This window comes from Fusicatenibacter faecihominis (genome assembly GCF_020686945.1).
GTDB lineage: Bacteria > Bacillota > Clostridia > Lachnospirales > Lachnospiraceae > Limivivens > Limivivens faecihominis.
The window spans coordinates 1-23706 of record NZ_JAJEPR010000004.1; the positions used below are offsets into that span (position 1 = coordinate 1).

A 23706-nucleotide genomic window follows, 5' to 3' on the forward strand; every position below is an offset into this window, starting at 1 on the left:
CAGCCAAAAGTGTTCATTCATGCAAGCATGATTCACACTTTCGACCGGAAATCTATCTGTCTCTGCCAGCTCGATTCTGCTTCGCTGCATCTCGCTGTGGCTTCTCGCCATATAGATTTCCAGCCAAAAGTGTTCATTCATGCAAGCATGATTCACACTTTCGACCGGAAATCTATCTGTCTCTGCCAGCTCGATTCTGCTTCGCTGCATCTCGCTGTGGCTTCTCGCCATATAGATTTCCAGCCAAAAGTGTTCGTTCATGCAAGCATGACTCACACTTTTGACCGGAAATCTATCTGTCTCTGAATAGTTACATTTTATCAAAAAACATCGCGGCAGACAACCTTGACTTTACCTATGGGCGGTGTTAAAATTTCAAATAGTAGAAGAAAACCAGGAGGTTTGACAAAATGAGTTACGATAAGCTTAATGAAAAGATTATGGATATGCAGGATGAAATTATCAAAGCCGTTCAGGGCTGTGTACAGATCGACAGTGTAAAAGCTGCTCCGGAAGAGGGAGCTCCCTACGGAAAAGGCTGCCGTGCAGCTCTGGATTACGCTCTGAAGCTGGGCGAGAGCCTGGGGTTCAAGACCGGAAACGTGGGTAACCGTGTGGGTTATGTGGAGTTCGGTGAGGGCGACGAGATGGTCGGCGTTCTGGGTCATCTGGACGTTGTTCCGGTGGGCGAAGGCTGGACTTATCCTCCCTTCGGAGCAGAGATCCACGACGGTAAACTCTATGGCCGTGGCGTGCAGGACGATAAGGGACCGACCATCGGCGCCATCTACGGACTGAAAGCGATCCGCGATCTGGGCCTGCCGATCAACCGCCGTATCCGTGTCCTTTTCGGTACTGATGAGGAGAACGGTTCTTCCTGCGTTCGTTATTATATCGAGAACGGCGGAGAGCTTCCGACTCTGGGCTTCACCCCCGATGGCGATTATCCGCTGATCTTCTGTGAGAAAGGCGCTCACAACATGCTGGTAGGCAAGAAAATCACCGATCCGGGCAAGATCAAAGTGAAATCTTTCCACGGCGGCATCGCAGCCAACGTGGTAACTCCCTACTGCAAACTGGTGGTAGAGGGCGATATTCCGGTAGCTGAAGTGGAAGGTGTCCGCGTACATAAAGAAGGAAACGACACTATCGTTGAGGCAGACGGTTTCGGCGCTCATGGAAGCACTCCGGAGAAAGGTATCAACGCAGCAGAGCGTCTCTTTGAGGCAGTCAAAGACGTTGATTTCGGCGGCGATTTCCAGCACATGATCAACTTTGTGAGAAACGAGCTGAACGGCGAGACCAACGGTAAGACTCTTGGCATCTACTATCAGGATGACGAGACCGGCGAGACTACAGTAAACCTTGGCGTTGTAAATTACGACGGCGAGGAGATGAGCCTGACCCTGGATATCCGCTATCCGAAGAACGCAGTTGTGGCAGATGTCAGCGCCAATGTGGAAGCTGCTCTTAAGAAAGAGGACATGGGCGTTCTTCGCTGCATAATCACCCCGATCCTTTATATCTCCAAAGAGACTCCGCTGATCAAGAAGCTCTGCAAGGTTTATGCAGAGGAGACCGGCGAACACCTGGAGCCCCTGGCAATCGGCGGTGGTACTTATGCGAAAGCCTTCAAGAACATGGTTGCGTTCGGACCGGAATTCCCGGGACAGGGCAGCGCCATCCATCAGCCGAACGAGTTTGTCGAGATCGACAAGATGATGAAATCCTGCCAGATCGTAGCAGCAGCGATGTATGAGCTGGCTCAGAAAGACTGATAACAAATGAAAAAAGCCTTGCGAATCTGGCGGACAGACCGTAGGGGATAGTGATCCGCCGCGGCATTCTGATTTTCAGCGTGCCGTGGCGGATTCTTTTTTGAAAAATAAGAGAAAGGAATTGAGATGATCAGACGGATATTTTCTTATATCGGACCTTATAAAAAATACGGGATTCTGGCGGCTGTCTGTATTGTGGCGGAGACCTTTTTTGAGCTCATTGTGCCTTTTATCATGGCAGATATGGTGGATGTGGGTGTGGCAAACGGCGATAAGACCTATATTTTTCAGCGGGGAGCCCTGATGGTGTTCTGTGCGCTGGCAGCGCTGGCCATTGGTATCGCAAGCGCCAGATTTTCTGCTATCTGCGGCCAGGGCCTGGGAGCGGAGTTGAGGAAGGCGGAATACCAGAAGCTCCAGGAATTTTCTTTCGGAAACATGGATCATTTTCGGGTTTCTTCTCTGATCACGAGACTGACCGGGGATGTGACCACGATCCAGAACTCTGTTTCTACAGGCATGCGTCCGGCCTGCAGAGCGCCTTTTATGATGGTGCTGGCTCTGGGCCTGTCTTTTTTTATCAACCGTTCCCTGGCGGTGGTCTTCTTTGTGGCCCTGCCGATATTGGCGGTGCTGCTTTTTCAGATCATCCGCCATGTGCGCCCCTTGTATGGGAAAATGCAGGGGGCCATGGATCTCGTGAACCGGATTGTGCAGGAGAATTTAACGGCGGTGCGTGTCGTAAAATCCTACGTCCGGGGAGACTATGAGATCGAAAAATTTGAGGAGGTCAACGATAACCTGGAGACAATTTCCGAGCGGGCTTTCCGGCTGGCAGTCTTAAATATGCCGGCCATGCAGCTGGTTATGTACTCCACAATCCTGGCGATCCTCTGGTTTGGAGGAAAACAGATCCGGATCGGCAGCATGAAGGTGGGAGAGCTCACGGGATTTTTAAGCTATGTGCTCCAGGTTTTAAACTCCCTCATGATGATTTCTAACGTCTTTATGATGCTGACCCGCTCCCTGGCTTCAGGACGCCGTGTTCTGGAGGTCATCGATGAAGAGCCGGAGATCAAAGATCATGGATCGAAGGAGAAAAAAGTCACCGAAGGAAGCGTCACCTTCGATCATGTCTGGTTCAAATACCGGAAAGAGGCGAAGGAATATGTACTTTCCGATGTGAGCTTTGAGATTCCTGCTGGAAAGACCGTGGGGATTGTGGGGCAGACCGGAGCGGCCAAGACAACGCTGGTTCAGCTGATTCCAAGGCTCTATGAAGCCACAAAAGGAATCGTGAAGGTGGACGGCGTGCCGGTGGAGGAGTACAGTCTCGCCCATCTTCGAGATGCCGTGGCCATGGTGCTTCAGAAAAACACGCTGTTTTCCGGAAGTCTGCGGGAAAATCTTCTCTGGGGAAATCCGGAGGCCTCCGATGAGGAGCTCTTAAGGGCCTGCCGCATCGCCCGGGTGGACGAATTTCTGGACCGGCTGGAAAACGGCCTTGATACGGAGATGGGTCAGGGCGGAAGCAACATCTCCGGCGGACAGAAGCAGAGAATCTGTATTGCCCGGGCCATCCTGAAGAAACCGAAAATATTGATTCTGGATGATTCCACCAGCGCTGTTGATACGGCCACGGAGGTGGAAATCCAGAAGCGGCTTCGGGAGGAACTGCCTCATATGACCCGGATCATCATTGCCCAGCGGATTTCCTCCGTGAAGCAGGCGAATCTCATTCTGGTGCTGGACGATGGAAAACTGGAGGCTGCCGGCACGCATGAGGAACTGATGAAGTCCTGTGAAATTTATCGGGAGATCGCCGAATCCCAGAGAAAGGGGGCGCTCTGATGGCAAAGTATGTGGGTTACAAACGACCGAAAGATACGAAAAAGACCTTAAAACGGATGCTTCATTATATGGGGATCCATAAGTGGTCCATGGCTCTGGTGGCTGTGCTGGTCTGCATCAGCAGTTCGGCTAATATTTTCGGCACCTATCTCGTGAAGCCGGTGGTCAATAAATACATCCTTTCGGGAGACGTGCCGGGGCTGATCCGGATGCTGATTTTTATGGGAATCCTCTATGGAGCAGGAGTGGCGGCCACCTTCGGCTATGGCCAGCTCATGTCCCGGACGGCCCAGAAGGTGGTGGCGGAGATCCGCTCGGATCTTTTCTCTCATGTGCAGAAACTGCCGCTCACCTATTTTGACGCCCATACCCACGGGGAAATGATGAGCCGTTTCACCAATGATGTGGACACGATCCAGGAGGCCTTGAATAACAGCTTTTCCATGATGATTCAGAGTTTCCTGGTGCTGACGGGAACCGTCACGATGCTGATGGTCTTAAATGTGCCGCTGTCTCTCATCGTGCTGTTTTTCCTGAGTTGTATGTTTGCCTTCATCAAGTATAACAGCAAACGGAGCAAGCGTTATTTCAACGAGCAGCAGGCGGCCATGGGAGAACTCAACGGTTTCGTGGAGGAGATGGTGGCCGGCCAGAAGGTGGAGAAAGTCTTCAACCATGAGGCCATCAATTTTGCAACCTTCTGTGAGAAAAATGAGAAGCTCCGGAAGGCATCCACGGCGGCGCTGTCCTACTCGGGAATGACGGTTCCCACAATCGTGGCCCTTTCCTATTTTAATTACGCGGCTTCCGCCTGCATGGGCGGTCTCTTCGCGATCGCAGGACGGATGGATCTCGGAAGTCTGGCTTCCTATCTGGTTTATGTGCGCCAGAGCGCCATGCCGATGAACCAGTTCACCCAGCAGCTGAATTTCATCCTTTCCGCCCTTTCCGGTGCGGAACGGATATTTGAGATCATGGACGAGGAGCCGGAGATCGACGAAGGAAAAGTGATGCTCTGCGAGGTGACAGAGATGCCGGAAGGCGGTCTGAAAGAGACCGACTCCTACAGCGGTTCCTACGCCTGGAAAAAAGAAAACGGGGAGCTGATTCCCTTAAAAGGAGACGTGCGTTTTCACGACGTGGTCTTTGGCTACACGGAGAAACGGCGGATTCTGGATGGCATCAGTCTCTTTGCCAAGCCGGGACAGAAGATCGCTTTCGTGGGTTCCACAGGTGCCGGAAAGACGACGATCATCAATCTGGTGAACCGCTTCTATGAGATCCAGTCGGGGGAGATCACCTACGACGGTATCGATATCCGTAAGATTCAGAAGGATGATCTTCGCCGGTCTCTCTCTATGGTGATTCAGGACACCCATCTTTTTACCGGAACGATTATGGAAAATATTCGCTACGGCCGGCTGGATGCCACGGATGAGGAGGTGCGTGAGGCGGCGAGAGTGGCCAGCGCCGATTCCTTTATTCGCCGTCTGCCAATGGGTTACGACACGATGCTCTATGCCGACGGAAGTAACCTTTCTCAGGGCCAGCGGCAGCTTCTGGCGATCGCCCGGGCTGCGATTTCCCGGCCTCCGGTGCTGATTCTGGACGAGGCTACCAGCTCCATCGATACCCGCACGGAAGCTCTCATCGAGAAAGGCATGGATGCCCTTATGGAGAACCGGACGGTTTTCGTCATCGCTCACCGGCTTTCCACAGTGAAAAATTCCAAGGCCATCCTGGTTCTGGAAAAGGGAAAGATCATCGAGAGAGGGGATCATCAGGAGCTTTTGGAAGAAAAAGGGCGCTATTATCAGTTATATACAGGAAAAGTGGAGCTGGATTAAAACAAATCAGAATATTCAGGCTTGTATCCTGAGCAGAAAAAGTGTAGTATTAGAGATGACAGAAACATCTGGGAGGAATGAATATGACAGTAGAAGAATTGATCGCAATGCTTGAGATGCAGGAAGAGATCCTGCAGTTTAATCATTTTACCAATGAGGATGCCTGGGAACTTGGAAATATCATGGTGGCAGAGGCCAGACGAAGAAAGATGCCAGTGGTCATCAGCATCCGCCTGAACAACGGATATACCGTATTCCAGTATGCGGGAGACGGCACGAACCTTCACAATGAAAACTGGCTCCGGAGAAAATTCAACACCGTGAAAACACTGGAAAAGAGCAGCCTTTATACCTACATGCTGCTTCGGAAGAACGAAGAGACCATGGAAAATCTTTTCCTGGATGAAAAAGAATATGCCTGCTGCGGCGGCGGTTTCCCGGTTCGGGTGGAAGAAGTGGGCGTGATCGGAGCCATTCTGGTGTCCGGTCTGGACCATGTCTCCGACCACGATTTTATTGTGAAATGTGTGAGCAGATATCTGCATATCGATGAAGTGCCGAGAATCCGGGGCGACATCCTTTCCTGAAAAAATTTATGACCAGAAGGCCTTTTCCATATCCTCCGGAAGCGGAGCGGTAAAGGAAAGGGCCTTTCCTGTTATGGGATGAAGAAAGGAAAGGCGGTGGGAGTGGAGCGCCTGGCGGCTGATCCGGCTGCACTCGGGATAATAGAGATAATCTCCGATCAGGGGACAGCCGATATAGCCCATATGAACCCGGATCTGATGAGTCCGGCCGGTTTCCAGCTTTAAGGAAACCAGAGAGAGACCATTTCGAATCTCCAGTCGTGCAAAATGGGTCACGGCCGGTTCACCGGTCTCAAAGTTGACCTCCCGCAGGATGGCAGAGCCTTTTTTCCTGCCGATTGGAGCGGAGATCGTGCCATTTTCAGGGGGAATTCCCTTGACGATGGCCAGATATTCTCGGTGAATCTCCCGTTTTCCGACCATATCGGAAAGGATGGAGGCGGAGAGCAGGTGTTTGGCGACGATGAGAAGGCCTGTGGTGTCCCGGTCCAGCCGGTTGATACAGCGGTAGACGAAATCCTCTCCGTGCTGCTGATAATGCCAGGTGAGGGCATCGGCCAGGGTGTTTCCGTGGTTCTGAAAAGAAGGGTGGATGGGCATGTCAGCGGGCTTATTGACCACCAGCAGGTCCTCATCCTCATAAACGATCTCAAAAGGAAGGGGAGCGGGCATGATCGCCTCGCTCCCTTCTGCTTTTTCCAGAAGACGGACCCGGATCCGGTCGCCGGCCTTTAACGCTACTGTCGTAAAGGTTGGCTGAGCGTTTCTCAAAAGGCCGTCTTCTGTCTCTTTGAGCTGCCGAAGCAGATGTCTCGAATATCCCTTCTCTCGGAGAAAATCTCCGATTTTTCTGCCTTCCTCGGCAGCGGTGATCTGATATTCAAAAATCCGTTCCATTTAATATGCTTTTACCTCGTTCCAGAGCTCATTGTACTCAAAATCCATATCCGATCCAAGATAAGTGTAGGTCTCACAGTTTTTCAGCATGTCCGCTGTGGGGAAAGCGATCGTGCTGTTGCGGATATCGTCGTCTTCGATAAGGGCTCTGGCTGCTTTGTTCGGGGTGGAATAGGTGATGTACTCAAAATTCTTGAGGGCGATTTCCGGGCGGCAGAGGAAATCCAGAAATTTCAGGGCATTTTCTTTGTGCCGGGCGTTTTTCGGGATGACCCAGCCGTCGATCCAGACGTTGGAGCCCTCCTTCGGGATCACATATTCCAGGTTCGGGTTTTCTCTCTGGGTGTAGATGGCCTCTCCGGAGTAGATGACGCCGAGAGCGGCCTCGTTTCCGATCATTTTATCGCGGACCTGATCGACCACATAGGCCTGAACCAGATCTTTCTGTTCCTTCAGGGAATCGGCGGCTTCCTGAAGCTCCTTGCTGTCGGTGGAGTTTAAGGAATAGCCGAGACGTTTCAGGGCTACGGCAAAGGTGTCGCGGACGCTGTCCTGCATGAGAATTTCATCCTTGTATTTCTCATCCCAGAGGATATCCCAGCTGTCCACGGGTTCGTCTACCATGGTCTTGTTGTAAAGGATACCCACGGTACCCCAGCAATAGGGGACGCAGTAGCGGTTTCCGGGGTCAAACTGCTCGGCGGATTTCAGATAATCCGGATCGATGTTGGAAATATTCGGGATTTTGTCGTAATCCAACGGCTCCAGAAGGTCGTTTTCGATCATTTTCTGCACCATATAATCGGAGGGACAGATGACATCGTAGACGACAGCGCCGGCTTCCACTTTGGGGTACATGATTTCGTTGGTCTCAAATTCATCATAGATGATGGAAATGCCGGTCTCTTCCTCGAATTCATCCAGCACATCGGGATCGATATATTCTCCCCAGTTATAGACCACCAGGGAATTGGAGGTGGCGGCATCTGCTGGATCTTCTTTTTTACAGCCGGAAAAGGTAAGAGCGGCAAGAAGGAGTGTGGCTCCCAGTACAATCGAACGTTTCATGGCGATGGCTCCTTTTCAGATTAGTCAGCTTTCTTTCTGCGCTTCGGGCGGTAATTGGAGAGCAGAAGAAGGATCAGTACGGCGAGAAAAAGCAGGCTGGAAAGGGCATACATTTCCGGTTTGATGCCTTTTTTTACCTCTGTATAGATCTTGGTGGAAAGCGTGTCAAAACCGGCTCCCTTTACAAAGTGGGTGATGACGAAATCATCCAGGGACATCGTGAAAGCCAGGAGGAAACCGGAGAGGATTCCGGGCATCAGGTCCGGAAGGGTGGTTTTGTAAAAAGCGTAAAATGGGGTGGCTCCAAGATCCAGGGCGGCCTCATAGGTGTAGCGGCTGGTCTGCCGGAGCTTCGGCATGATGCTTAAGATCGTGTAGGGAATATTAAAAGTAATATGTCCGATCAGCACGGTCCAGAAGCCGAAGGGCAGCTCCCGGTCAAAATGGGAAAGGAAATTTCCGATGACCAGGAAAACCAGCATCAGGGAGATACCGGTGACGATCTCTGCATTCAGCATGGGTATGTTGGCGATGCCCATGAAAAGGGAACGCCAGCGTTTTTTCATATTGTTCATGGCCATGCAGGCGCAGAGGCCGATGAGGGTGGCCATTAGAGCGGAGAGAAAGGCGATGACCATCGTATTTCGAAAGGCCAGAAGGATCTCTTCATTCTGGAAAAGTTCGGTGTACCAGCGGGTGGTAAAACCGCCCCAGCGGGCCCGGCTCTTGGACTGGTTGAAGGAGAGCACCATCAGTGTCAGGATGGGCGCGTACAAAAGCACGAAAATAAAGACCAGATAAATATTGGAGCAGACTTTTTTCAGTGTTTTCATTTAGAATGACGCCCCCTTTCCCTCTTTGTCGTATTTGTTCATGATGGCCATACTGATGGCGATGAAGATCATCAGCACGAGGGAGAGTCCGCTTCCCATGTGCCAGTTGTTGACCTGTTTGAACTGCTGCTCGATGACGTTTCCAATGAGCAGGATCTTGCTTCCGCCCAGAAGGTCGGAGAGCACGAAAGTGGTCATGGCGGGCACGAACACCATCGTGATACCGCTTATGACTCCCGGAAGAGTCAGCGGGAAAATAACCTTCGTGAAGGTCTGGAATTTATTTGCCCCCAGATCCTCGGCTGCCTGGATCACGCTTAAGTCTACCTTGATGAGACTATTATAAATAGGAAGCAGCATGAAGGGCAGGAAGTTGTAGATCATACCCAGAATGATAGCGTAGGGAGTATTGATGATCCTTAAGGTGGGCAGATGGAGAAAACGGAGCACGGTGTTGATGACGCCGTTTTTCTCCAACAGGGTCTGCCAGGCCATGGTCCTAAGCAGAAAGTTCATCCACATCGGGATGATGAAGATCAGGACGATGAGCTGGCTCTTGTTTCCTTTTAATTTGCTTAAAATCATGGCCAGAGGATAGGACATGACAAGACAGGCCACGGTGCTTACCAGAGAGAGGAGCAGGGCCAGCCACAGGGATTTGAGATAGTGGGGGGCCAGGATCCGCTTGACATTTTCAAGGGTAAAGCTTCCGTCATCCCCGGTGAAGCCGTAATAGATCACCATGAGGAGTGGAATCGCGATAAAGGCTACGGTCCAGACGAGGAAAGGACCGGCCAGGAGAGCTTTGTTTTTAGTTTTCAATATTGGCAGCCTCCTCATCTTCAGATTCCGGTTTGTTCATGATCTGGATATCGAAGGGATCCACGGAAATGCCAACCTTCGTACCTACGGGGAAACAGTCGGTGCTGTGTACCAGCCACTCGTAGCCATTTGCCATGACCTCCATCTCATAATGGACGCCTTTGAAGATCAGATGGGTGACAACGCCGTCGATGATGCCTTCCTCGGGTTTGACGAGATCCACATCCTCGGGACGGATCACGACGTCCACCGGGCGGTTCTGGCCGAAGCCGGTGTCCACGCAGCGAAATCTGACGCCGAGGATCTCCACTAGTTTATCCTCCAGCATGATGCCGTCGATGATGTTGCTGTCTCCGATAAAGTCGGCGACGAAGGCATTTTCCGGCTCATTGTAGATATCCACAGGAGTGCCGATCTGCTGAATGTAACCCTGGTTCATGACCACGATGGTATCGGACATCGTGAGGGCCTCCTCCTGGTCGTGGGTGACATAGATGAAGGTGATACCCAGTTCATTTTTCAGGCGGATCAGCTCGTACTGCATGTCCTGACGGAGTTTCAGGTCCAGAGCGCCTAAGGGCTCGTCCAGAAGCAGGACCTTTGGCTCGTTTACAATGGCGCGGGCGATGGCGATACGCTGCTGCTGGCCGCCGCTTAAGGAATCCGGATTCCGGTTTTCAAAACCGTCCAGGTTTACGAGCTTTAAAGCGTATTTGATCTTATCCTGAATGTAGGCGTCGCTTTTTTTCTTGATCTTGAGGCCGAAGGCAATGTTCTCGGCGATGGTCATATGGGGAAAAAGGGCGTATTTTTGGAAAACGGTATTCAGCTGTCGTTTGTTTGGCGGAAGGGAAGTGATATCCTTGCCGTCAAAGATGATCCGGCCCTGATCGGGGGTCTCAAAGCCGCCGATGAGGCGCAGCGTCGTGGTCTTTCCGCATCCGCTGGGGCCGAGGAGCGTGAGGAACTCATTCTCACGGATATAGAGATTCAGATCGTCCAGGACCATCTGGCCGTCGTAGGATTTGGAAATATGCTGTAAATCGATGAGATGTTTGCTCATGGTCGTTTTTTCTCCTTCGTGGTTGATTAGAAGCTCGGGGGAGAGCTGATCCAGAGAACCTGGGCCGGCGTCTTGCTGGGGTTCTTGAGGTAATGACTCTTGTTGGGGATCAGATAAAAGGTTTCCCCTTTTTTGGCTTTATAATTCTTATTTCCGATATGGATTGTGACCGTTCCGGTAAGGACATAGCCAAATTCCTCTCCCTCATGAGGAAGATCCATATAGGTGGTGCCGCCGGGCCCGAGAGTCAGGCGGATGGGTTCCATGATGTTCCGCTGAGCGTTGGGAACAATCCACTCGATGGTGTTGTTCAGCTCAGGATCGGTTTTAACGAAGTAATCTTCGGCTTTGAAAACGATCTGCTCCTCGGGAGCTTCGTAGAAAAATTCATTAAGGCTGCTGCCCAGGACCTGCAGGATATCTGTCAGAGTAGCGATGGAAGGGGAGGTCAGATCCCGCTCCAGCTGGGAAATAAATCCCTTGGACAGTTCGGAACGGTCTGCCAGCTCTTCCTGGGTCAGACCCTTGGCGATCCTGAGGTCCTTGATCTTCTTGCCTATCTCCATATAGTCACCTTCTTCTTAAGGAATACAGACAAATTGCTTCGCTCGAAGCAGCTCACGCAATTTTGCATCCATGTAATTCTAAACTTCAAGTTTAGTTGCACTAAACAATGATTATACAGAATCCGCGCAGAATGTCAACCACATTTTTGTAAAAAACATACGCAATTTCTATTAACAAAAAGGGAGGTTTATGGTAAAATAAAGAAAAATGTGCGAAGAAACGGAATCTTTCTGTCCGTTTTTAACAGAATCGAGAAGCAGGAGGACAAGAAAATGTACAACAGTAACGATAAATATGTGGCATATGTGGGCACCTACACCCATGGAAGCAGCATTGGCATCCATGTCTACGATCTGGATGTGGAGAACGGCTACATGACCGAGCGGAATGTGGTGCCGGTAAACAACGCTTCCCATATCGCCAAATCCAACAACGGCAAATATCTCTATTCCATCGCCGATGAGGGAGTGGCTGTGATGAAGATCGGAGCCGACGGCGGCCTGACCCCGATCAATAAAGTGGGGATTGATGGCATGAGAGGCTGTTTCCTTTCCACCGATAAGGCAGGAAAATTCCTCTTTGTGGGCGGCTACCACGACGGAAAAGTCACTGTGGTACACACCCACAGTGACGGAAGACTGGGAAGAGTCATGGACGGCATTTTCCATAAAGGTCTCGGCAGCGTGGCAGAGAGAAACTTCCGGCCCCATATCAGCTGTGTGATGCCCACACCGGACAACAAGTTCCTCTGCGTCGTGGACAGCGGCGTGGACCATATCAATATCTATACGGTCAATCCCACGACCGGCCGCCTGAAAATGGTGGATATTCTCCGCTGTGAGCTGGAATCTGCTCCCCGCTGGATTCGTTTCAGCCGCGACGGCAAGTTTGCCTATGTGATCTGTGAGCACAGCAACGAGATTCTGGTATATACTTATGACGGTTCCGGACGGCTGCCGGAGTTCGAGCTGGTTCAGAAAGTTCCGACTTATCTGGACAACGACGAAAGCGCGAAGGCCGCTTCCGCTCTGAAGATTTCCCCGAGCGGCGATTATCTCTACTGTTCTACAGCGGGAGAGGAGACTGTGGGAATCTTTAAGATCGATCACGAGACCGGCAAGCTTACGAAGATCTGCATACTTCCGATCAGTGGCAAGTACCCCAAGGATGTGGCAGTCTTCCCGGATGAAAAGACGCTGGTGGTCTTAAATCACGAGTCCAACGAGATTCGCTTTTTCCAGGTGGACTACGAGAAAGGCCTCATGGTCATGAAAGGAAAACCCATCCGCATCGAAACACCGAACTGCATTCTGATTTCCAAGGTCGGAGAATTTACAGACTAATAACAAATAAAATGGACATGTCGCCTACCGGCGACATGTCCATTTTATTTGTTAAAGAAACGGATCAGATTGTCCATACGGGACGGGATGCTTGCAAAAAGCATATCGAGAAGCGTGATGGCGGCCATGGCTTCCACCACGACAACAGCTCTCGGAACGATGATCGGGTCGTGACGGCCTTTGATCCGGACGCGGATATTTTCACCGCTCTTGTTGACTGTATCCTGTTCCATGGAGATGGAGGGCGTGGGCTTGATGGCAGCCCGGAAAATGATATCGCTGCCGTCGCTGATGCCGCCCAGGATGCCGCCGGAATGATTGGCCAGCTTTTCGAGGGTTCCGTCAGAGGTATAGGCGTAGGGGTCGTTATTCTGGCTTCCGCGGGCTCTGGCCACAGCGAAGCCGTCGCCGATCTCGAAACCCTTGACTGCTCCGATGGAAAGAATAGCTTTTCCGAGGTTGGCGTTCAGCTTTTCGAAGGCGGGATCGCCCACGCCGGGCTTCATGCCGCGGATGATGCATTCGATGACACCGCCGGCGGAATCGCCCTCCTTCATAAGGCCGTCGAGATATTCTGAAGCCTCCTGGGCAGCAGCTGCGTCGGGCATGCAGAGGGGATTCAGGGAAGTCTCTTCGATCTGAAAACGCTCTGGGTGGATTTTTACCGGGCCGATGGAGCGGGTGTAGGTGAAAAGCTGAATCCCTAAGCTGTTTAAAATCTTGACGGCGATGGCTCCGGCAGCCACCCGGCCGATGGTCTCTCTTCCAGAGGAGCGGCCGCCGCCCCGGTAATCCCGGAAACCGTATTTCATATCATAAGTCATATCCGCGTGACCCGGACGGTAGTAGCTCGCGATCTCGCTGTAGTCGGCAGAGCGTTGGGAGGTGTTCCGCACGAGGAGGGAGATGGGAGTTCCGGTGGTTTTTCCCTCGAAGACGCCGGAGAGGATTTCTACCTGATCGCCTTCCTTCCGGGGGGTAGAGTAGCGGCTGGTCCCCGGTTTTCTCCGGTCCAGAAAGACCTGAATATCAGCCTCCGTGAGAGAGAGGCCGGCCGGGCAGCCATCCACAACCACGCCGACGCCGGCACCGTGGGATTCGCCCCAGGTGGTGATACGGAAAATAGTTCCATAAGTTGAACCTGACATAATCATCATTCCTTATATAATATTTAGTCGTATGAAACGATTATAATGGAAAGAAAAAAAGATTTCAAGGTTTCTTAAATCTTTTGAAAAAAATCAGGGCTGTGATTGACAAAGAAGGGCGAAAAACATATAATGGCGATAGTAATGCCATGAAGAAGCGTTCGATGGATTGTCTGTTTTGCGGATGATCGAAAGGAGTTATGGAATCATGATAAAGATTTTCCGGACCATAGACGGGCATATTCATCAGTTGAATGAAGCGTCTGAGGGCTGCTGGGTGGTGCTTGCCAATCCCACGGCTACAGAAATTCTGGAAACAGCCAACAAATATCATATTGATCAGGATGATCTTCGGGCACCTCTGGATGAAGAAGAGAGATCGCGTATTGAGGTGGAAGATAATTACACCCTGATCCTGGTAGATATTCCTGTCATCGAGGAACGAAATGAGAAGGACTGGTTCGGCACGGTGCCGCTGGGTATCATCATTTCGGAGGATATGATCTTTACGGTCTGCCTGGAAGAGACTCCTGTTCTGGATGCTTTTATGGATGGGAGAGTCAGGAATTTCTTTACCTATAAGAAGACGCGCTTTATCCTGCAGATCCTTTACCGGAATGCCAGCATGTACCTGCATTACCTCCGTATTCTGGATAAAAAAAGTGAGGTCATGGAGCAGAAACTTCACGGTTCACCGAAGAATCAGGAGATCATCGAGCTTCTGGAGATGCAGAAATCTCTGGTATATTTCACCACCTCCCTCCGGGTGAACGAGGTGGTGCTGGAGAAACTTCTGAAAGTGGAAAGTATCAAGAAATATCCGGAGGACACGGATCTACTGGAGGATGTCATCACCGAGAACAAGCAGGCCATCGAGATGGCCCATGTTTATACGGGTATCCTCAACAGCATGATGGACACCTTCTCGTCGGTCATTTCCAATAATGTCAATGGCGTTATGAAATTTCTGACAACGATAACTATCGTCATGGCGATTCCCACCATGGTATTCAGCGCTTACGGAATGAACCTGAATCTCAGCGGAATCCCGTTTTCCGTCAGTCATGACGGTTTCCTGATCGTTATCCTGATCTCTCTGGCTTTAAGCCTTGTGGTGGCGCTGATCTGCTCCAAGAAAGATCTCTTCTGACCCTGAGGCAAAACAGTTTTACAGAAAGGAACCGATATGAATTTTCTGAATAAAATGGAAAGAAAGTTTGGCAGATATGCGATCCATAATCTTTCTGCCTATATCATTGCTCTTTATGTGGCAGGCTATCTTTTATACTTCTTTGCTCCTGCCAGTATTTTCAGCTATCTGACTCTCGAGCCCTATTATATTCTGCACGGTCAGATCTGGAGACTGGTGACCTGGATTCTGATTCCGCCGGAGTCACCGGGTATTTTTACCATCATTATGCTGTTTTTCTATTATTCTCTTGGAAACAGTCTGGAACAGACCTGGGGAGCTTTCCGTTACAACGTCTACATTTTCATGGGAATGATCTCGACGGTTCTGGGCGCTTTTCTCCTCTATGCGATTTTCGGAGGAAACGTGCTTTTCGGCAATGCCCTTTTCAGTACCTACTATATTAATATGTCGATCTTCCTCGCTTTTGCTGTAAGTTATCCGAATATGCAAGTCATGCTGTACTTTTTCATCCCTATCAAGATGAAATGGATGGGTATCCTGTACGGCTTTTTCATCGTATATTCCTTCGTGAAGAGCAGCTGGGTCGGTAAAGTGGCGATCATTGCTTCTCTGCTGAATTTCATCGTCTTCTTCCTGATGACTCGCGATTACCGCAGAGTTTCTCCGAAGGAGATCCGGAGAAAGCAGGATTTCAAACGCCAGATGGACACCGCAAAGCCCGGAAACGGCAGACAGCCTATGCACAAATGTGCTGTGTGCGGACGGACCGAGCTGGACGGGGACGATCTGGAGTTCCGTTACTGCTCCAAGTGTGACGGAAATTACGAGTACTGTCAGGATCATCTCTTTACCCACCAGCATGTCCATAAAAAACAGTGAGGTGAAAGGATTATGAAAAAAACGAAAATTGTATGCACCATGGGACCTAACACCAGCGACAGAAACCTTCTTCGTGACATGATATTGGCCGGAATGGATGTGGCCAGATTCAATTTCTCTCATGGAGACCACGAGGAGCACGAAAAGAGAATAGAAACTTTAAAGGAACTTCGGGATGAGCTGGATCTGCCCATCGCCATGCTTCTGGATACGAAGGGACCGGAGATCCGTACCGGCCTCTTAAAAGACGGAAAAAAAGTGAACCTGGAGACGGGAAACGAGTTTTCCCTGTACTTAACAGAGCAGGAGGGCGACGAGCACGGCACCTCCATCACTTACCAGGAACTTTCCAAGGACGTAAAACCGGGAGACACGATCCTGATTGACGACGGTCTGATCGGGCTGACGGTAAAAGAGATCACAGCGGACGCGATCGTCTGTCAGGTAGCCAATGGCGGCGAGTTGGGACAGAGAAAGGGCGTCAATGTGCCTAACGTCAGCGTTGGCCTGCCTGATGTGACAGACAAAGACAAAGAAGATATCCTTTTTGGTATTACCCAGGGCTTTGATTTCATTGCAGCTTCTTTTGTGCGGAGCGCCGAGTGCATCCGTACGATCCGCAGCCTTTTAAAAGAGAACGGCGGCAAGCACATGCAGATCATTGCCAAGATCGAGAATGCGGAAGGTGTGGAAAACATCGATGCGATCCTGGAGGAGGCCGACGGCATTATGGTGGCCAGAGGCGACCTCGGAGTAGAGATCCCGGCTGACGAGGTTCCCTACATTCAGAAACGGATCATTGCCAAGTGCAACGAGCATCTCAAACCCGTCATCACGGCGACCCAGATGCTGGATTCCATGATCCGCAACCCGAGACCGACGAGAGCGGAGGCCGGAGACGTGGCAAACGCCATCTACGACGGCACCGACGCGATTATGCTTTCCGGTGAGACTGCCATGGGTAAATATCCGCTGGAATCCGTGAAGATGATGGCGAAGATCGCCGAGACCACGGAGGAGCATCTGGATTACGACACCCATTTCATGAAGGCAAAAAACAAGGTGAGCAGCGGTATTTCCGAGGCAGTGGGTTATGCGGCCGTTTCCACAGCGATTGCGCTGAATGCGGACTGTATCATCACTCCGACCTTCTACGGCCAGACGGCCCGCCTGATCGCGCACTTCCGTCCGAAAATGCCGATCTACGGTGTTTCTCCTCATGACAGAGCCATGAGACGGATGCAGCTTTACTGGGGCGTTTATCCCTACAAGGGAATGATGGAAGAGTCTTCCACCAAGATTATGAGAAATTCCCTAAAAGTCCTGAAGGAAAAAGGAAAAGTAAAGAAGGACGATCTGGTTGTCTTTACTGCCGGTGATGCGGCTACCAACGATGTAGACGGCAAGAGCATGACCAATATGATGAATGTAGTAGTAGTAAAATAAGTAGAAACAAAGGCAAAAAAAATGAACAAAATATTTGATTACTCAAAGGCGAGGATTGCGGCAGCAGGGGTTGTTGCTGCAATCCTCCTGATTTTGACCGGGCTTGCAGTGAAAGCCGACGGTCTTACGGTCTGGAAGCTGGCTTTAGGCATTCTCATCAGCCTGCTTCTGGGCGGCAGTCTTCTGATCCGGAAGGAGATCCGTTTTCCGAAATGGGTAAGCGCCCTTCTTATCCCGCTTCTTCCGATCCTGACCCTCTGCCTGACGGAATGTTTTACCCATGTTCCCCAGGATCTGACCCCGGCAATTTTTTTTCTGAACTACCTGGCGTATCTGATTCTCTGCCTGGCGGGAATCACTGTCTTTGGAAGCACCAGAGGAGGCCTTACTTTTGGAACACTGGTTCCGATGATTTTTGGCCTTGTCAACTATTATGTGGTGAGCTTCCGGTCTTCCCCGGTGGTGCCCTGGGACTTCTATTCTCTGGGAACAGCGGCCAGCGTGGCGGACAACTATAATCTGGATGTCCCTTTTCGGCTTCTCTTTGTAATTTTTGGCTTTGTGGCTGTGATTTTTCTGGGAAGACGGACCAGCCTGAAATTTCAGAAAAAACAGTGGAAGATCCGGCTGGTATCGGTGGTTGTCTCCATCGGTCTGGTCTTTGGCTATGTGCAGGCGGTGAAAACCGACGAGGTGGGAGAGCTGGCAGGGCTTGACACGACGCTTTTCACTCCGAATGTTCTCTACCGGAACAATGGCCTCATTGCCGCTTTTGTCTCCAATCTGAAGTTTATGGATGTGGAAAAGCCTGCTGGTTATTCCGTATCTGCGGCTGAGGAGCTGGCGGAGAGTGTGGAGACGGAGGAGAATACGGCAACGGTGACAAAGGCCACGAAGGAGAGCCCGAATATCATTGTTATCATGAACGAGGCTTTCTCGGACCTGGATATTTACGGAGATTTTGAGACCAGCGAGGACTATATGCCCTTTATCCATTCTCTGAAAGAATCAAAGGAGGCGGAAGTGGGAAAACTGTATGTCTCCGTAAAGGGTGGAAATACGGCAAATACCGAATTTGAGTTTCTCACCGGCAACTCCATGGGCTTCCTTCCGGCAGGAAGCGTGCCCTATCAGCAGTATATCAAGCAGGAGCAGCCTTCCCTGGCCAGCCACCTCGGGGCTCTCGGCTATGTGACCAGCGCCCTTCATCCCTACCGTGCAGCGGGCTGGTGCAGAGACAAGGTTTATCCGTGGCTTGGTTTTGACAACACCTATTTCCAGAACGATTTTGAGAATGCCACGAAGCTTCGGGGCTATGTCGATGACGAATCTGCCTTTGCAAAACTCAAGGAGCTTTATCAGGAGCGGCAGGGAGAGAGTCCCCTCTTTGCTTTTGAAGTCACGATGCAGAACCACGGCGGCTACAGCAAGGAATACACGGATCTTTTTCCGGATATCCGTCTCACCGGCTACTCCGGAAAAGAGACTACCAACACCGAGGCCACCGAGAAATATCTCACCCTCGTGCAGAAGACCGATGCGGCTTTCAAAGAGCTGACGGAATATTTTGCAACTCAGGACGAGCCGACGGTGATCCTGATGTTCGGCGACCATCAGCCCAGCGATTATATCTGTAATCCGATTCTCAGGCTCATGGGACAGGATTCTTCGATCCGGGAGACTTCTGTGGACGAGCTCCGGAAAGGCTATGTGGTTCCCTATATTCTCTGGTCCAACTACGATCTGGAGAAAGAGGAGGACAATGCGATCAGCGCCAACTATTTAAGTGGCTACCTTCTGGACAAGATCGGCCTTCCCCTTTCCGGTTATCAGACCTGGCTTTTGGGCCTCCGGGAAGAATATCCGGTAATAACGGCAAACTTCTATGCAGACGGAACAGCAGATGATCTCACTTTCCACAAATGGGAAGAGCTCCCCTCTGACACGAAGGTGCACGATTACAATATCCTGCAATACAATAATTTAACCGACTGGAAACACCGACTGACAAATTTTTTTGATTGAGGAGAGCGAATGATTATGAAAAAAGTACCTTTTGTGACCAATGAGCAGTTAAAAAGCATTCTGGAGAAGTACCCCACACCGTTTCACCTCTACGACGAGAAAGGCATCCGTGAGAATGCGAAAGCCATGTACGATGCATTTTCCTGGAACAAAGGTTTCCGCGAGTATTTTGCTGTAAAAGCAGAGCCGAACCCCTTTGTCATCGAGATCATGCAGAAGGAGGGCTGCGGTTTCGACTGCTCATCTCTGACAGAGCTGATGCTGGCCAAGGCTATGGGCGGCAGAGGAGACGATATCATGTTCTCTTCCAACGATACACCGGCTGAGGATTTCAAGCTGGCTGACGAGCTGGGAGCCATCATCAATCTGGACGATATCACTCATATCGATTTTCTGGAAAAGACTCTGGGCCATCTGCCGAAAAAGATCTGTTGCCGTTACAATCCCGGCGGAGTTTTCCGTATGAGCAATGGCATCATGGACAACCCCGGCGATGCCAAGTACGGAATGACCACACCGCAGATCTTCGAGGCTTACAAGATCCTGAAAGCAAAAGGCGTTGAGGAATTCGGTATTCATGCATTCCTGGCCAGCAACACCGTGACCAACGAGTATTATCCGATGCTGGCAAAACAGCTCTTTGAGCTGGCTGTGAAGCTGAAAGAGGAGACCGGAGCCCACATCACCTTCATCAACCTTTCCGGTGGCGTAGGTATTCCCTACAGACCCGACCAGGAGCCGAACGATATCCATCTCATCGGAGCCGGCGTGAAAAAAGTATACGAGAAAGTTCTGGTTCCCGCAGGAATGGACGATATCTCCATCTTCACCGAACTTGGCCGTTTCATGACAGGCCCTTACGGCGGGCTGGTGACAAAAACCATCCATGAGAAACATACTCATAAAGAGTACATCGGTGTGGATGCCTGCGCGGTAAACCTCATGCGTCCGGCTATGTACGGCGCTTACCATCACATCACCGTTATGGGAAAAGAAGACGCTCCCTGCGATCACGTTTACGATGTGACCGGAAGCCTCTGCGAGAATAACGATAAATTTGCCGTGGACCGCGCCCTTCCGAAGATCGACATGGGAGATATCCTTTTCATCCATGATACAGGAGCCCACGGTTTTGCCATGGGTTACAACTATAACGGCCGTCTGAAATCCGCTGAGATCCTTCTGAAGGAGGACGGAACCGCCAAGCTGATCCGCCGGGCAGAGACTCCGAAGGATTATTTTGCAACCTTTGACTGCTTCCCGATCTATGATAAGATCTTTGAGTAATCAGGAGAGAATATGAGAAAGAAACTGCTGGCGGCCTTTGTGGCCGGAGGATTGATCCTGAGATTTCCCGCTGCGACAGAGGCGGCGGGAGCAGTCGGCGCTTCTCTGTCCGGCAGTCTTCAGAAAGCAGAGATGAACGGCGTACAAAGAATCGGGGGGAAATATTATTATATTGACTCCGATACCGGCGTGCGAAAAAGAGGGCTCATCCGCGTTTCGGGAAAAACGTATTATTTTACCAGCCGCTGGTATGCGGTAAAGGGCTTTCACCGTGTCAACGGAAGGCTTTTGTTTACTGATGCCAGAGGGCTGGTTTGCCGTCCGGCCGGCCTGGTCATTCAGGCTGGGCGGCGGTATTATTTTGACCCGAAAACAGGAAAGAAGAGGACGGGCTGGACGAAGATCGGTTCTTATGAGTATTATTTCAGCCGGGTGAACGGCAGGGCCCTGACAGGCTGGCGGACCGTGCAGGGCAAAAAGTATTATTTTAATTCCAGAGGAATTATGCTCTCCAACCGCTGGATCGGCCCCAACTATTATGTAGATGACGACGGCTCAATGCACAAAGGCTGGCTGAAGCTGGGCGATGAAACATATTATCTGGACGAGAAGACCGGCCGGATGAAAAAAGGTTTTGTGACCGTGGAAGGCAAAACCTATTATTTCGATGAAGAAGGCCTTCTGACCAGGGGAGCCTGGGTGGAAGACTGTTATCTGGATGAAAACGGTATCCTGCAGAAAAACACCTGGATTGACGCCTGGTATGTGGGTGCTGACGGAAAACGCACCGGAAAGACAAGAAAGCCGGGTTTTTTCACTGAGAATGACAAGACCTATTATCTGGGCAGCAGCTATCAGAAGCTGACGGGCTGGGTCTATGTGGGAGAGAAGGCCTACTATTTTGACGAGACTTCCGGAGAGCTTCAGAAAGATACCTGGATCGGGGACTATTACGCCGATGATAGGGGAAGCCGGGTGACGGAGCGGCTCTGTGTAATCGGCGGAAAGACTTACTATTTTGATGCGGAGGGGCTTCCTGCCCATGGTATGGTTCATGTGGATGAGGACAGCTACTTTTTTGATAATTACGGTGTGATGACGACAGGCTTTCTTGAGATTGCCGGGACGAAATATTATTTTATGCCGGGCTCGGGAAAAATGGCGAGAAATACGGAGATCGCCCTGAAAGGAATCCGTTATCTCTTCAACGAAGACGGAAGAGTGATCAGGGAGACAAAAATTTCTGCCGGCGCGGAAAAGGGGCATGCCATCGCAGATTATGCCATGCTTTTTGAGGGAAAGCCTTATAAAAACGGCGGTACCAGCCTGACGGAGGGAGCGGATTCTTCCGGCTTTACCCAGAGCGTGTTGGCGCACTTTGGCATTGCGGTGCCGAGGCTTTCCGCGGGACAACTCACCGGAACCTCGCTTTACGGGGGAACCTATGCGACACCGAAAAAAATTTCCGTATCGGAGCTCCAGCCGGGAGATCTGGTATTTTACGGAAATCCCGTGAATCACGCGGCCATTTATCTGGGCAACGGGACGATCATCCACGCCTTCAACGAGGAGCGGGGCATCATCCGTACAGCCTATGATTACCGAACCATCACCGGCTGCGCGCGGTACTGGTAAAAGAATTTCGGAAAATGCTATTCAAACAGAGGACTCCGTGCTATAATAGCCGTGGCCGTGTGAGAAAGAAAAAGGCGGTGCTTTTTTCATAAAATGTTTACTTAGGAGAAGATATGTACATTATTATTATCGGGTGTGGAAAGGTCGGACTCAGCCTGGCAGAACAGCTGAGCGATGAAAATCATGACATTACCCTTGTGGATTCTTCTGCTGACAAGCTCCAGAATCTTTCTGACGATCTGGATGTCATGAAGATTCTGGGAAACGGAGCCAGCATCAGTACCCTTCAGGATGCGGGTATTGAGAGAGCGGACATTCTGATTGCTGTCACCGGTTCGGATGAATTGAACCTTCTGTGCTGCCTGATCGCGAAAAAGGCAGGCCATGTGAGCACGATCGCCAGAGTCAGAAACCCCATTTACAACCAAGAGATCGATTTTATCCGGGAGAGCATTGGTCTTTCCATGATTATCAATCCGGAACTGGCGGCGGCCACGGAGATCTCACGGATTCTTCGTTTTCCCTCGGCGATCAAGATCGATACCTTCGCGAAAGGCCGGGCAGAGCTTCTGAAATTCAAACTGAAACCGGAATTCCGTCTGGGCGGAAACCGGATCATGGATATTATGGACCGCTATCACTGCGATATTCTGTTCTGCAGTGCGGAGCGCGATAAGACGGTTTATATACCGGATGGTAACTTTATCCTGCAGGACGGGGATCTTATCTCCATCATTGCGACCCCGACGAATGCGGCGGACTTTTTCCGGAAGGTAGGGCTTAAAACCAACCAGGTGAAAAATACCATGATCGTGGGCGGCGGCACCATCGCCTATTATCTGGCAAAACAGCTTCAGGATATGAAAATCCGGGTGCGGATCATCGAGCTGAACCGGGCCCGCTGTGAGCATCTGAGCAAGATCCTGCCGGATGTGACCGTCATCAACGGCGATGGCACAAACCGTGACCTTCTGATGCAGGAGGGACTTCCCCATGCGGAGTCTTTCGTCAGCCTGACCAATATGGACGAGGAGAATATTTTCCTCTCACTTTTTGCCGAGCAGCAGACCGAAGGGCTGAAGACCGTCACCAAAGTAAATCGTGTGGCGTATACGGAGATCATCGACCGACTGGATATCGGCAGTGTGATCTATCCGAAATACATTACGGCGGATTACATTCTCCAGTACGTCCGGGCCATGCAGAACTCCATCGGAAGCAACGTGGAAACCCTCTATCAGATTCTGGACAACAAGGCCGAGGCTCTGGAATTTGCCGTCCATGAGACTTCCGGTGTCACCAATATTCCGCTTTCAGAGCTGAATCTGAAGAAAAACCTTCTGATTGGCTGTATCAGCCGCGGTGGCAACACCTGGATCCCCCGAGGCGGAGACCGTATTCAAGTGGGAGACCGGGTTATCGTAGTTACCACTCAGCTGGGACTCAACGATCTGAAGGATATTCTGCGGAAATAGAA

The 23706-nt window shown here is 50.9% G+C and carries 20 protein-coding genes; 12 read left to right on the top strand and 8 right to left on the bottom strand.

Annotation, left to right across the window (positions count from 1 at the left end):
* A partial coding sequence (locus tag LKD71_RS03040; RefSeq protein WP_227614293.1) for a hypothetical protein occupies positions 1-261 on the bottom strand: 261 nt, incomplete at its 3' end.
* Positions 262-410: 149 nt separating this feature from the next.
* Here LKD71_RS03040 and pepV point away from each other — a divergent pair.
* From pepV to LKD71_RS03060, 4 genes are all read left to right on the top strand, one after another.
* Complete coding sequence (gene pepV / locus LKD71_RS03045; protein WP_227614294.1) at positions 411-1778, top strand: dipeptidase PepV; 1368 nt, start codon at positions 411-413, stop codon at positions 1776-1778.
* Between the two features lie 129 nt (positions 1779-1907).
* Positions 1908-3629, top strand: a complete 1722-nt coding sequence (locus LKD71_RS03050; RefSeq protein ID WP_227614454.1) for an ABC transporter ATP-binding protein — start codon at positions 1908-1910, stop codon at positions 3627-3629.
* The gene (locus LKD71_RS03055; RefSeq protein ID WP_227614295.1) at positions 3629-5476 is read left to right on the top strand and encodes an ABC transporter ATP-binding protein; all 1848 of its coding nucleotides are present in this window, start codon (positions 3629-3631) and stop codon (positions 5474-5476) included. Before LKD71_RS03050 ends, LKD71_RS03055 begins: the two co-directional genes overlap by 1 nt.
* An 83-nt stretch (positions 5477-5559) precedes the next feature.
* Complete coding sequence (locus LKD71_RS03060; RefSeq protein ID WP_227614296.1) at positions 5560-6063, top strand: heme-degrading domain-containing protein; 504 nt, start codon at positions 5560-5562, stop codon at positions 6061-6063.
* Positions 6064-6069: 6 nt separating this feature from the next.
* Here the strand turns inward: LKD71_RS03060 and LKD71_RS03065 are convergent, their stop codons facing one another.
* From LKD71_RS03065 to LKD71_RS03085, 6 genes are read right to left on the bottom strand one after another with little or no spacing between them, the layout of a single operon-like run.
* On the bottom strand, positions 6070-6960 hold the full coding sequence (locus tag LKD71_RS03065) for an RluA family pseudouridine synthase (RefSeq protein WP_227614297.1): 891 nt from the start codon (positions 6958-6960) through the stop codon (positions 6070-6072).
* Positions 6961-8028 carry an ABC transporter substrate-binding protein gene (locus tag LKD71_RS18660; protein ID WP_331466369.1) on the bottom strand — a complete coding sequence of 356 codons (1068 nt, stop codon included), beginning with the start codon at positions 8026-8028 and terminating at the stop codon, positions 6961-6963. It abuts the gene before it with no gap.
* A 20-nt stretch (positions 8029-8048) separates the two neighbouring features.
* Positions 8049-8861 carry an ABC transporter permease gene (locus LKD71_RS18665; RefSeq protein WP_331466370.1) on the bottom strand — a complete coding sequence of 271 codons (813 nt, stop codon included), beginning with the start codon at positions 8859-8861 and terminating at the stop codon, positions 8049-8051.
* Positions 8862-9701 carry an ABC transporter permease gene (locus LKD71_RS03075; protein WP_227614298.1) on the bottom strand — a complete coding sequence of 280 codons (840 nt, stop codon included), beginning with the start codon at positions 9699-9701 and terminating at the stop codon, positions 8862-8864. It abuts the gene before it with no gap.
* A complete protein-coding gene (potA, locus tag LKD71_RS03080) occupies positions 9673-10746 on the bottom strand; it encodes a spermidine/putrescine ABC transporter ATP-binding protein (RefSeq protein ID WP_227614299.1) in 1074 nt (357 codons plus the stop codon). The genes LKD71_RS03075 and potA overlap by 29 nt, the downstream gene beginning before the upstream one ends.
* 26 nt (positions 10747-10772) lie before the next feature.
* The gene (locus LKD71_RS03085; RefSeq protein ID WP_227614300.1) at positions 10773-11312 is read right to left on the bottom strand and encodes a helix-turn-helix domain-containing protein; all 540 of its coding nucleotides are present in this window, start codon (positions 11310-11312) and stop codon (positions 10773-10775) included.
* 273 nt (positions 11313-11585) lie between these two features.
* Here LKD71_RS03085 and LKD71_RS03090 point away from each other — a divergent pair, with 273 nt between their 5' ends.
* On the top strand, positions 11586-12656 hold the full coding sequence (locus LKD71_RS03090) for a lactonase family protein (protein WP_227614301.1): 1071 nt from the start codon (positions 11586-11588) through the stop codon (positions 12654-12656).
* A gap of 44 nt (positions 12657-12700) precedes the next feature.
* Here LKD71_RS03090 and aroC read toward each other — a convergent pair whose 3' ends face one another.
* The gene (aroC, locus tag LKD71_RS03095; protein WP_227614302.1) at positions 12701-13804 is read right to left on the bottom strand and encodes a chorismate synthase; all 1104 of its coding nucleotides are present in this window, start codon (positions 13802-13804) and stop codon (positions 12701-12703) included.
* A gap of 208 nt (positions 13805-14012) precedes the next feature.
* On the opposite strand from aroC, the gene LKD71_RS03100 reads away from it, so the two are divergent.
* The 7 genes from LKD71_RS03100 to trkA all read left to right on the top strand — a co-directional run bounded on the left by LKD71_RS03100 (position 14013) and on the right by trkA (position 23704).
* The gene (locus LKD71_RS03100; RefSeq protein WP_227614303.1) at positions 14013-14954 is read left to right on the top strand and encodes a magnesium transporter CorA family protein; all 942 of its coding nucleotides are present in this window, start codon (positions 14013-14015) and stop codon (positions 14952-14954) included.
* Between the two features lie 36 nt (positions 14955-14990).
* Positions 14991-15836: a rhomboid family intramembrane serine protease gene (locus LKD71_RS03105; RefSeq protein WP_227614304.1), complete on the top strand. Its 846-nt coding sequence runs from the start codon at positions 14991-14993 to the stop codon at positions 15834-15836.
* 12 nt (positions 15837-15848) lie between these two features.
* Positions 15849-17282, top strand: a complete 1434-nt coding sequence (gene pyk, locus LKD71_RS03110) for a pyruvate kinase (RefSeq protein ID WP_227614305.1) — start codon at positions 15849-15851, stop codon at positions 17280-17282.
* Positions 17283-17303: 21 nt separating this feature from the next.
* A complete protein-coding gene (locus tag LKD71_RS03115) occupies positions 17304-19307 on the top strand; it encodes an LTA synthase family protein (RefSeq protein WP_227614306.1) in 2004 nt (667 codons plus the stop codon).
* Positions 19308-19322: 15 nt separating this feature from the next.
* Positions 19323-20594, top strand: a complete 1272-nt coding sequence (locus tag LKD71_RS03120) for a diaminopimelate decarboxylase (RefSeq protein ID WP_227614307.1) — start codon at positions 19323-19325, stop codon at positions 20592-20594.
* A 12-nt stretch (positions 20595-20606) separates the two neighbouring features.
* A complete protein-coding gene (locus tag LKD71_RS03125; protein WP_227614308.1) occupies positions 20607-22229 on the top strand; it encodes an NlpC/P60 family protein in 1623 nt (540 codons plus the stop codon).
* Between the two features lie 113 nt (positions 22230-22342).
* Positions 22343-23704, top strand: coding sequence for a Trk system potassium transporter TrkA (gene trkA, locus LKD71_RS03130; RefSeq protein ID WP_178045692.1), 1362 nt, complete (start codon positions 22343-22345; stop codon positions 23702-23704).
* Positions 23705-23706 lie beyond the last annotated feature (2 nt).